Source organism: Streptomyces sp. NRRL S-495, assembly GCF_000966955.1.
GTDB lineage: Bacteria > Actinomycetota > Actinomycetes > Streptomycetales > Streptomycetaceae > Kitasatospora > Kitasatospora purpeofusca.
Window position 1 is genome coordinate 1 of the sequence record NZ_JZWY01000425.1, and the last position, 10,155, is coordinate 10,155.

At 73.4% G+C, this 10,155-nt stretch carries 9 protein-coding genes and 1 pseudogene; 7 read left to right on the plus strand and 3 right to left on the minus strand.

Translation table 11 applies throughout. The annotated features are described in order from the left end of the window. Positions 1–409 (plus strand): M4 family metallopeptidase (locus tag VR45_RS22370; protein ID WP_045941599.1); only part of this gene is annotated, 409 nt, incomplete at its 5' end. Between the two features lie 129 nt (positions 410–538). On the opposite strand, the gene VR45_RS22375 is transcribed toward VR45_RS22370, so the two are convergent. Continuing rightward, positions 539–862, minus strand: a complete 324-nt coding sequence (locus VR45_RS22375; protein WP_045941605.1) for a DUF3817 domain-containing protein — start codon at positions 860–862, stop codon at positions 539–541. A gap of 196 nt (positions 863–1,058) precedes the next feature. On the opposite strand from VR45_RS22375, the gene VR45_RS22380 reads away from it, so the two are divergent. The 4 genes from VR45_RS22380 (at position 1,059) to VR45_RS22395 (ending at position 4,088) form a co-directional block, all read left to right on the plus strand. Continuing rightward, a complete protein-coding gene (locus VR45_RS22380) occupies positions 1,059–1,697 on the plus strand; it encodes an AIM24 family protein (protein WP_078879803.1) in 639 nt (212 codons plus the stop codon). Continuing rightward, on the plus strand, positions 1,697–2,347 hold the full coding sequence (locus tag VR45_RS22385) for an AIM24 family protein (protein ID WP_045941600.1): 651 nt from the start codon (positions 1,697–1,699) through the stop codon (positions 2,345–2,347). Before VR45_RS22380 ends, VR45_RS22385 begins: the two co-directional genes overlap by 1 nt. A gap of 263 nt (positions 2,348–2,610) precedes the next feature. Next, the gene (locus VR45_RS22390) at positions 2,611–3,423 is read left to right on the plus strand and encodes an AIM24 family protein (protein ID WP_045941606.1); all 813 of its coding nucleotides are present in this window, start codon (positions 2,611–2,613) and stop codon (positions 3,421–3,423) included. 140 nt (positions 3,424–3,563) lie between these two features. Beyond that, positions 3,564–4,088 (plus strand): MarR family transcriptional regulator, encoded by a 525-nt coding sequence (locus tag VR45_RS22395; RefSeq protein ID WP_078896741.1) that lies wholly within the window; start codon positions 3,564–3,566, stop codon positions 4,086–4,088. 76 nt (positions 4,089–4,164) lie between these two features. Here VR45_RS22395 and meaB read toward each other — a convergent pair whose 3' ends face one another. Then, a complete protein-coding gene (gene meaB / locus VR45_RS22400; RefSeq protein ID WP_045941601.1) occupies positions 4,165–5,121 on the minus strand; it encodes a methylmalonyl Co-A mutase-associated GTPase MeaB in 957 nt (318 codons plus the stop codon). Between the two features lie 86 nt (positions 5,122–5,207). Then, positions 5,208–6,401, minus strand: coding sequence for an acetyl-CoA C-acetyltransferase (locus VR45_RS22405; protein ID WP_045941602.1), 1,194 nt, complete (start codon positions 6,399–6,401; stop codon positions 5,208–5,210). Between the two features lie 254 nt (positions 6,402–6,655). On the opposite strand from VR45_RS22405, the gene mce reads away from it, so the two are divergent. Then, positions 6,656–7,099 (plus strand): methylmalonyl-CoA epimerase, encoded by a 444-nt coding sequence (mce, locus tag VR45_RS22410; protein WP_045941603.1) that lies wholly within the window; start codon positions 6,656–6,658, stop codon positions 7,097–7,099. Positions 7,100–7,654: 555 nt separating this feature from the next. Then, positions 7,655–10,155, plus strand: a pseudogene (locus tag VR45_RS22415) (hypothetical protein); the annotation flags it as partial.

Consider the following 10,155-nt stretch of genomic DNA (forward strand, 5'->3'; position numbering starts at 1 on the left):
GAAGATCAACATCTTCGGCAACGGTCAGCCGCTGCGCTACATGGACAAGCCCTCCAAGGACGGCTCGTCCAAGGACTCCTGGTACTCCGGGATCGGCAGCATCGACGTCCACTACTCCTCGGGTGTCGCCAACCACTTCTTCTACCTGCTGGCCGAGGGCAGCGGCGCGAAGGTGATCAACGGCGTCAGCTACAACAGCCCGACCTCGAACGGCTCGACGATCACCGGCATCGGCCGCGACAAGGCCGCCGCGATCTGGTACCGCGCGCTGACGACCTACTTCACCTCCAGCACCAACTACAAGGCCGCCCGCACCGGCACCCTGAACGCCGCCAAGGACCTCTACGGCGCGGGCAGCGTGGAGTACAACACGGTGGCCGCGGCCTGGAGCGCGGTGAACGTCAACTAGTCGGGACCGGACCACTCCCGGAAAAGCGACAGGCTGCCGGGGCCCACTGGGAGAGGGGGCCCCGGCAGCCTGTCGGCGTCGGGAGGGGCCGGGAGGGGTCGGGCGCCGGAAGGGCTCGCGCGGACCCGGTCAGGCCGCGGCCGGCACCGCGGCCGCGGCCCCGGCGCGCTCCTCCTTGGCGAGCATCCGCTCGGCCACGAAGCCGCCGCCGGGCAGCACCGACAGGACGAACAGCACGGCGCCGCGCTTGACGTCCCACTTCTGCGACTGCCAGGCCATGATCCAGAAGACCACGTAGAGGATGAACAGGATCCCGTGGACCATGCCCATCACCGGCACGCCGTTGAAGCTGGTGGTGCGCTTGAGCACCGAGCACAGCAGCAGGAGCAGGAAGGAGACCCCTTCGGGGCCGGAGACCAGGCGCAGGCGGTGGACGGCGCTGCTGTTCACGATGGGTACCTCGATACGGGGGCTCGGAGATCGCTTGTGAACCGGCTCACAAGCATCCGCCCCATTATCACCGAGCACAGGTCCGACCCCGCCCCCGGGGTGCGGGGACCGGAGTCCGGGCGGCCGCTTTGTACCGGACGCGTACCAGAACCCGACCTCCCCCTCCCCCGCCCGGCCCGTCGACCGCTACATTGCGGCCGTGGCACAGTTTCGACTCCAGGGGTCCAAGACGCTCGCCGTCGACATGACCGGCGACCTCGTGAAGGCCAAGAACGGTTCGATGGTCGCGTACACCGGCCAGATGAACTTCAAGAAGCTCAGCGGTGGTGGTGACGGCATCCGCGGCATGGTGACCCGTCGGCTCACCGGCGAGCAGATGACGGTCATGGAGGTGAAAGGACAGGGCACCTGCTACTTCGCCGACCAGGCCACCGAGATCAACCTGGTACGGCTGAACGGCGAGACGCTCTACGTCGAGTCCGACAATCTGCTCTGCACCGAGGGCACGCTCAAGACCGGCACCAGCTTCACCGGCCTGAACGGCGTCTCCTCCGGCAACGGCCTGTTCACGACCAAGGTCGAGGGGCACGGCTGGGCCGCCGTCACCTCCAAGGGGCCGGCGATCATCCTCCGGGTGTCCCAGGGCATGCCGCTGCGGGTCGACCCCGGCGCGTACGTGGCGCACACCGGCAACCTCAACCGCTCCATCAAGTCCGGCGCCGGCTGGAGCACCTTCATCGGCGAGGGCGGCGGCGAGGCCGTCCAGGTGGAGTTCACCGGCGAGGGGCTGGTCTATGTGCAGCCCTCCGAGAAGCTGACCGTCGGGGGCGACGTCTGATGGCGTTCACGAAGATCAACAACAAGATGATCGAGGCCCGGGTCGTGCCGGGCCAGCGGCTGTTCAGCCAGCGCGGCGCGATGCTCGCGTACACCGGCGAGGTGCGGTTCACGCCGAACATCACCGGCGGCCAGGGCGGCGTCATGTCGATGATCGGCCGCCGGGTGGCCAACGAGGACACCCCTCTGATGACCGTCGAGGGCCAGGGCACCGTGATGTTCGGCCACGGCGGCCACCATGTGCAGGTGATCGACCTGACCGGCGACACCCTGTACGTCGAGGCCGACCGGCTGCTCGCCTTCGAGGGCTCGCTGCAGCAGTCCACCATGTTCATGGGCTCGCAGGGCGGTGTGATGGGCATGGTCCGCGGCCAGGTGACCGGCCAGGGCCTGTTCACCACCAAGCTGGACGGCCACGGCGCGGTCGCGGTGATGGCGCACGGCGGCGTCTTCGAGCTGCCGATCACCCCGCAGCAGCCGGTGCACGTCGACCCGCAGGCCTATGTCGCGCACCGCGGCCAGGTCCAGAACAAGCTGTCGACCGCGCTGGGGTGGCGCGACATGATCGGCCGCGGCTCCGGCGAGGCGTTCCAGCTGGAGCTGTCCGGGCACGGCACGGTGTACGTGCAGGCGAGCGAGGAGAAGCTCTGATGTCCTACCCGCCGCAGCCCCCGTACGGGCAGCCCCAGGACCCGTACGGCCAGTCCCCGTACGGCCAGCCGACCCAGCCCGGCTACCCCGCCGCCCCGCCGCCCGGCTACCCGCCGCAGGGCTACCCCCAGCAGGGCCAGCAGCCGTACCCCCCGCAGGGCTACCCGCAGCAGGGCGGCTACCCGCCGCCCCCGCCGCAGGGCTACCCGGCCCAGCCGCCGCAGCAGTACGCCCAGGAGCAGTACGGCGGCGCCCAGGCCCCGCTGCCCAAGGCGCAGGACGGCACCGGGCCGGTCGTCCACGACGTGCACAGCCTGCCGTCCAACGACAACGTCAACCCGTACGCCTTCTCGGTGGACCTCAACGGCTCGTACTTCCTGCAGAAGGGCAAGATGATCGCCTACTACGGCGACATCTCCTTCAAGGGTGTCGGCGCCGGCGCGATCGACCGGATGCTCGGGCAGCACTTCAACTCGCCGATGCACGCGGCGGACTGGGTGGTCGCCGAGGGCCGCGGCAAGCTGCTGCTGGCCGACCGGGCCTTCGACCTCAACTCCTACGACCTGGAGGAGGGGAACCTGACGGTCCGCTCGGGGAACCTGCTGGCCTACGAGCCCACCCTCCGGCTCAAGCAGTCGATCATCCCGGGCTTCCTGACCCTGATCGGCAGCGGCAAGTTCGTCGCCGCCTCGAACGGGCCGGTGCACTTCGTCGAGCCGCCGATCCGGGTGGACCCGCAGGCGCTGGTCGGCTGGGCGGACTGCCCGGCGCCGTGCCACCACTACGACCACGACTACATGCACGGCGTGATCGGCGGCCTGCGCCGGCTCACCGGGCTGGGCGGGGCCTCCGGCGAGGAGCACCAGTTCGAGTTCATCGGCGCCGGCCAGGTGCTGCTCCAGTCCAGCGAGGTGCTGATGGCCGAGCGCGCCGTCGGCCAGGTGCACGCCGAGGCCGGGGTGCCGATGGGCGGGGTACCGGGCCAGCACGGCGCCGGCCAGGGCAGCCAGCTGCCGAACGTGAACGTGCCCGGCCTCGGTAACCTGGGCGACCTCGGGCGGCGCTTCGGGCTCTGACCGCCCGCCCCGTCCGCCGGTCCGACCGGTACGGCGCCGCGCCTCCCGCGCGCGGCGCCGTGGCCGGATCGCGGCGGCCGTCGCCGTGTGAACGCCGGTAAAGTCGTACAACATTGAACTATGTGCGCTATCGTAGAACCATGGACACGCACATCGTCGACCCGGCAGACGCCTCGGCCCCGCAGCCCGACGGGCCCGAGGAGGAGACCCCCTGGCTGACCGCCCGGGAGCAACGGTTGTGGCGCGCCCACCTGGAGGTCGCCAAGCTGCTCGAGTACCAGCTGAGCCGCGAGCTCCAGCCGCACAACCTGGCGATCAACGACTACGAGATCCTGGTCGTGCTCTCCGAGGCGCCCGAGCGGCGGCTGCGGATGACCGACCTGGCCACCGCGACCCTCCAGTCGAAGAGCCGGCTCTCGCACCAGATCACCCGCATGGAGAACGCCGGCCTGGTGCTGCGCCAGGAGTGTCCCGGCGACCGCCGCGGCCTCTACGCCAACCTCACCGAGCAGGGCTGGGAGACCATGCAGCGGGTCGCGCCCTGCCACGTGCGCAGCGTCCGGGCCCACTTCATCGACCGTCTCGCCCCCGAGCAGCTCGACGCGATGTACGAGGCGCTCGCCCCGGTCGCCGAGCACCTGCGCGGCCTGCGCGGACGCGGCTGAGAATCCCCCCGACGGCCGAGCGCGCGCGGCCCGGCACCCCCTCGGCAGGGGCGCCGGGCCGCGGCACGGGGCCGGCTCAGCTCGTGGTCAGGCCCGCCACCAGCCGGTCGGACGCGCCGTACGGGTCCAGCTCGCCGGCCACCACCTTCTCGGCCAGGGCGGCCAGCTGCCGGTCGCCGTGCAGGTCGCCGATCCGGGCCCGCAGCGCGGCCAGCGCGATCGCCTCGATCTCCTGGGCGGCCCGGCGGCGGCGCCGGACCTCCAGCTCGCCGTGCTCCTCCAGCCAGGCGCGGTGCTTCTCCAGCGCCTCCACCACCTCGTCCACGCCCTCGCCCCGGGCCGCCACGGTCTTCACGATCGGCGGGCGCCAGGCCCCCGCCTCGCGGGCCTCGCCGAGGCCCAGCATGTGGTTCAGCTCCCTGGCGGTGGCGTCGGCGCCGTCCCGGTCGGCCTTGTTGACCACGAACAGGTCGCCGATCTCCAGGATCCCGGCCTTGGCGGCCTGGATGCCGTCGCCCATCCCGGGGGCGAGCAGCACCACCGCGGTGTCGGCCTGCGCGGCGATCTCCACCTCGGACTGGCCGACGCCCACGGTCTCGACCAGGATCACGTCGCAGCCGGCCGCGTCCAGCACCCGCAGTGCCTGCGGGGCGGCCCAGGACAGACCGCCCAGGTGGCCCCGGGTGGCCATCGAGCGGATGAACACCTCGGGGTCGGTGGCGTGGTCCTGCATCCGGACCCGGTCGCCGAGCAGCGCGCCGCCGGAGAACGGCGAGGACGGGTCGACCGCCAGCACGCCGACCCGCTTGCCCAGCCGCCGGTAGGCGGAGACCAGCGCCGAGGTGGTGGTGGACTTGCCCACGCCCGGCGAGCCGGTCAGCCCGACCGTGTAGGCGCGCCCCGTGTACGGCGCCAGCGCGGCCATCACCTCGCGCAGCTCCGGCGCGGCGTTCTCGACCAGTGAGATCAGGCGGGCGACGGCCCGCGGACGGCCCTGCCGGGCCTGCTCGACCAGGGTCGGCACATCGATCATGGGTGGGTCTCCTTGCGCCGAAGGGCTGCGCCCCGCTTGTGGCGGTGCGCAGCCCCGGTGTGGTTCGGTCGGTGGGCCGGTACGGGTCAGGCCTTGGGGACCCGCACGATCAGCGCGTCACCCTGACCGCCGCCGCCGCAGAGCGCGGCCGCGCCGATGCCGCCGCCGCGGCGCTTCAGCTCCAGCGCGAGGTGCAGCACGACCCGGGCGCCGGACATCCCGATCGGGTGGCCCAGCGCGATCGCGCCGCCGTTGACGTTGACGATCTCCGAGGAGACGCCGAGGTCCTTGGTCGACTGGTGGGCGACGGCGGCGAAGGCCTCGTTGATCTCGATCAGGTCGAGGTCCTCGACGGCGATGCCCTCCTTGGCCACCGCGTGCTTGATCGCGTTGGACGGCTGCGACTGCAGCGAGTTGTCCGGCCCCGCGACATTGCCGTGCGCGCCGATCTCGGCGATCCAGCTCAGGCCCAGCTCCTCGGCCTTGGCCTTGCTCATCACGACCACGGCGGCCGCGCCGTCCGAGATCTGCGAGGAGGTGCCGGCGGTGATGGTGCCGTCCTTGGTGAACGCCGGGCGCAGCCGGGCCAGGCCCTCGACCGTGGTGTCGGCGCGGATGCCCTCGTCCTGGCCGAACACGACCGGCTCGCCCTTGCGCTGCGGGATCTCCACCGGGACGATCTCGGCGTCGAAGATGCCGTCGGCCTGCGCCTTGGCCGCGCGCTGGTGCGAGGCGGCGGCGATCTCGTCCTGGACCTCGCGCGGGATGCCGAGCCGGGTGTTGTGCTTCTCGGTGGACTCGCCCATCGGGATGTTCTCGTAGGCGTCGGTCAGGCCGTCGTGGGCCATCGCGTCGAGCAGCTCGATCGCGCCGTACTTGTAGCCCTCGCGGGACTTCGGCAGCAGGTGCGGGGCGTTGGTCATCGACTCCTGGCCGCCGGCCACCACGATGTCGAACTCGCCGGCCCGGATCAGCTGATCGGCCAGCGCGATGGCGTCCAGGCCGGAGAGACACACCTTGTTGATGGTGAGCGCCGGGACGTTCAGCGGGATGCCGGCCTTGACGGCGGCCTGGCGGGCCGGGATCTGGCCGGCGCCGGCCTGGAGGACCTGGCCCATGATCACGTACTGGACCTGGTCGCCGGTGATGCCGGCCCGCTCCAGCGCGGCCTTGATGGCGAAGGAGCCGAGCTCGGCGCCGGAGAAGCCCTTCAGGGAGCCGAGCAGCCGGCCCATCGGGGTCCGTGCCCCGGCAACGATCACAGAGGTGGTGTTGGTCATGGGACGAGCCCCTTCGCACGTCGTGGCCAGGTGGAGGATTCCGCTCAATGTACTGACCTGTTACCCGCCCGTCACCGGACCCATGGTGTGATCGAGCGCACTGGCACACTTCGGTCAACACTGTGCCGACCCGGCCCGGGTGAACCCTGCCGGGCCCGTGTGAGCAGACTCGCACCCCGATCGGTGGCGCCGCCGACCGTCATGCGCTGCACTGTTGCCGTCCTGTCGCGCCCGCTCCTCACCGGAGGCCATCCGTGCTCACCCGCATCGACCACATCGGTATCGCCTGCCGAGACCTCGACAAGACGGTCGAGTTCTACCGCGCCACCTACGGCTTCGAGGTGTTCCACAGCGAGGTCAACGAGGAGCAGGGGGTCCGCGAGGCCATGCTCAAGATCAATGACACCGGCGACGGCGGCGCCTCCTACCTCCAGCTGCTGGAGCCGATCCGGGAGGACTCCCCGATCGGCAAGTGGCTGGCCAAGAACGGCGAGGGCGTCCACCACATCGCCTTCGGCACCGGCGACGTCGACGCCGACTCCGAGGAGATCCGCGCCAAGGGCGTCCGGGTGCTCTACGACGAGCCGCGGATCGGCTCGATGGGCTCGCGGATCACCTTCCTGCACCCCAAGGACTGCGGCGGGGTGCTGACCGAGCTGGTCACCGCCGCCGAGCCGGACGCGCACGAGGGCCACTGACCCCTCCCCCGGGTGCCGCCGCGGTGCGGCACCCGGGTCTCCGGGGCCCCATCACGGCCATGACCGGCCGGTAACCTCGGCCTTCGGGCCGGAAAACCCCCACGCGACCATTCCCCCGCCACACGCTCCCACTACAATGCCCAGGTGCGCGAAGACTCCGGGGGACGGAGGCGACGGGCACGGCCGAAGACAGGCCCGTCCGCCCCGGTGGGAGGCCCGTCGCAGGGGAGTCCACTACGCGGGCACGGCTGAACAGTCGCAAGACGGATCTGTCACCATTCTCCACAAGGCAAGAGTTCGCCCAGGAGTCCACCCGGACGGGGGAATGCGGATCGACCGCGCTCCCACGCCCCGGACTCCGACGACGCGGCGGACGTTCCCGGTACGACGGGGGCGTCCCGACGGCCGCGATGCAAGGACCAGTCGGAACGGCGCCCGGACCACGGGAGCGGACCGGCCGGGTCGAGGACGCGACCAGGAGATGGATGGGACCGCGGAGTGCGGGGCTACGACCGCTACGAGGTTGACGATCACCTCTCCCAGTTCGAGGCCGAGATGGATCGGACTCGGAAGGAGCGGGACAAGTCAGTCGAGCATGCCGAGGACCTCGCCTACCAGGTGGAGGTGCTCCGGGCCAAGCTGCACGAATCCCGCCGGATGCTCGCCCAGCCGCGCGCCTTCGACGCCGTGTCCGGCCAGGCCGAGCAGATGCTCCGCACGGCCGAGATGCAGGCCCAGCAGCTGCGCGCCGACGCCGAGCGCCAGCTGCGCGAGTCCCAGGCCGCGACCCAGCGGATCATGGCCGAGACCGCCGAGCGCACCGCCCGGCTGGAGGCCGAGCTGGCCGCCCGCCGCCGCCAGCTCGAGGACGAGCTCGCCGAGCTGCGCCGCAGCGCCGAGCAGCACGTCAACGAGAACGTCAGCTGGGCCGAGCAGGCCCGGGCCGGCACCGAGCAGGAGGCCCAGCGCCTGCTGCAGGAGGCCCGCGGCGAGGCCGACCGGCTGATGGCCGCGGCCCGGGCCGAGGCCGCCGCCCTCGCCGACCAGGCCCGCGCGCAGACCGCCGCCGACGTGGACGCCGCCCGCGGCGAGGCCCAGGCCGCCGCCGAGGCCGCCCTCCACCGCGCCCAGAACGACGCCGAGCGACTGCTACGGGCCGCCTCCGAGCAGGCCCAGCAGGCCGGCGCCCAGGCCGCCGCCGATGTGGACGCCGCCCGTGGCGAGGCCCAGCTGCAGCTCGCCGTCGCGCACGCCGCCGCCGAGCAGGAGCTGGCCGCCGCCCGCGCCGAGATCGGCCGGCTCACCGAGGTCGCCGCCGCCGAGCAGGCCCACGCCGAGCAGCAGCTGTCCCACGCCCAGGCGGAGATAGCACGACTGCGCGCCGAGGTCGCCGCCGAGGCCGAGCGGGCCCGGCAGGAGGCCGCCGAGCTGCGCGCCAGGACCGAGGCCGCCGCCGAACAGCTCCAGGCCGCGGCGGAGGCCGCCGCCGAGCGGCGGGTCGCCGACGGCGAGGCCGCCAGCGAGCAGCGCTCGCAGACCGCCCGCGCCGAGGTCGCCCGGATGGTCGCCCAGGCCACCAAGGAGGCCGACGCGATCCGCGCGCAGGCCGCCACCAGGAAGGCCGAGGCGGACGCCGCCAAGGCCGCCGCCGCCGAGGAGAGCGAGCGGCTGCGCGCCACCGCCGAGTCGGTGGCCGGTCAGCTGCGCTCCGAGGCCGAGGCCGCGATCGCCGAGATGCGCGCGCAGGCCGAGCGGGACGTCGCCGAACTGCGGGCCCAGGCCGAGAGCGCCGCCGAGCGGCTGCGCGGCGAGGCCGAGGAGGCCGGCCGGGCGGCCGGTGCCACGGAGGCCGCCGCCCACCTGGCCAAGGCCGCCAAGAGCGCCGAGGAGATGCTCGACCGGGCCGGCCGGGACTCCGAGGCCACCCGCACCGGGGCGACCGCCGAGGCCGAGCGGATCCGGAGCGAGGCCGCCGCCGAGGCCGAGCGACTGCGCGAGCAGGCCCGGGCCGCGGTCGAGGCCGCCCAGAACGCCGCCCTGGACGACGCCGCCGCGATCCGCGAGCGGATCCAGGAGATGCAGGACGAGGCCGCCCGGCTGCGCGCCGAGGCGGAGGAGCTGCGCGCCCAGGCCGCCGCCGAGGCGGAGCGGGTGCGCGGCGAGGCCCGTCGGCAGGCCGTGGTGCAGATCGAGGAATCGGCGAAGACCGCCGAGGAGCTGCTCACCACCGCCAAGGCCGACGCGGACGAGCTGCGCTCCGGCGCCGCCGCCGAGATCGAGCGGCTGCGCGAGCAGGCCAAGGAGCAGGCCGCCGAGACCCAGGGACGGGCCGAGCAGACCCTGGAGCGGGCCCGCGCCGAGGCCGCGAAGATCACCGCCACGGCCGAGCAGCAGGGCCAGGACGCGCTCACCGCCGCCAAGGCCGCGGCCGCCGAGAACCGCTCCGCCGCCGAGCGGGAGACCGCCGAACTGCGCCGCGAGGCAACCGAGTTCGACCAGCAGCTGCGGGCCGCGGCGACCGCCGCCGCGCAGGCCCTGCGGGCCGACGCCCAGGCCGAGGCGAACGCCGTCCGGGACGCCGCCGTCGGCGCCGCCGAGCGGCTGCGCACCGAGACCGACAGCGAGACCGCCCGCAGCCGGGCCGAGGCCCAGGCCGCCGCCGAGGCGCTGCGGGAGGAGAGCCGCCGCGAGCGCGAGGAGGCCTCCGCCGGGCTGCTCCGGGAGCGCGAGGAGACCGCCGAGCAGCTGGCCGCCGCCAAGGCGGCGCGCGAGCAGGCCGAGGCCGCCGCCGAGGAGCTGGCCGGACGCACCGCCGCCGAGGCCGCCGCCGTCCGCGAAGCCGCCGACACCCACGCCGAACGCGTCCGCACCGAGGCCGAGACCGCCGCCGCCGACCTCACCGAACGCACCACCGCCGAGACCACCCGGCTCCAGGCCGAGGCCGAGCGGGCCCTGGAGGCCGCAGGGGCCGCCGCCGAGCAGCTCCGGGCCGACAGCGAGGCCGCCGCCGAGGAGCTGGCCGGGCGCACCGCCGCCGAGGCGGCCGCCGTCCGCGA

Coding starts and splice junctions, on each gene's coding strand:
- VR45_RS22385 (WP_045941600.1), top strand. CDS start 1,697: ATGGCGTTCACGAAGATCAACAACAAGATGATCGAGGCCCGGGTCGTG.
- VR45_RS22395 (WP_078896741.1), top strand. CDS start 3,564: ATGGACACGCACATCGTCGACCCGGCAGACGCCTCGGCCCCGCAGCCC.
- meaB (WP_045941601.1), bottom strand. CDS start 5,121: ATGATCGATGTGCCGACCCTGGTCGAGCAGGCCCGGCAGGGCCGTCCG.
- VR45_RS22405 (WP_045941602.1), bottom strand. CDS start 6,401: ATGACCAACACCACCTCTGTGATCGTTGCCGGGGCACGGACCCCGATG.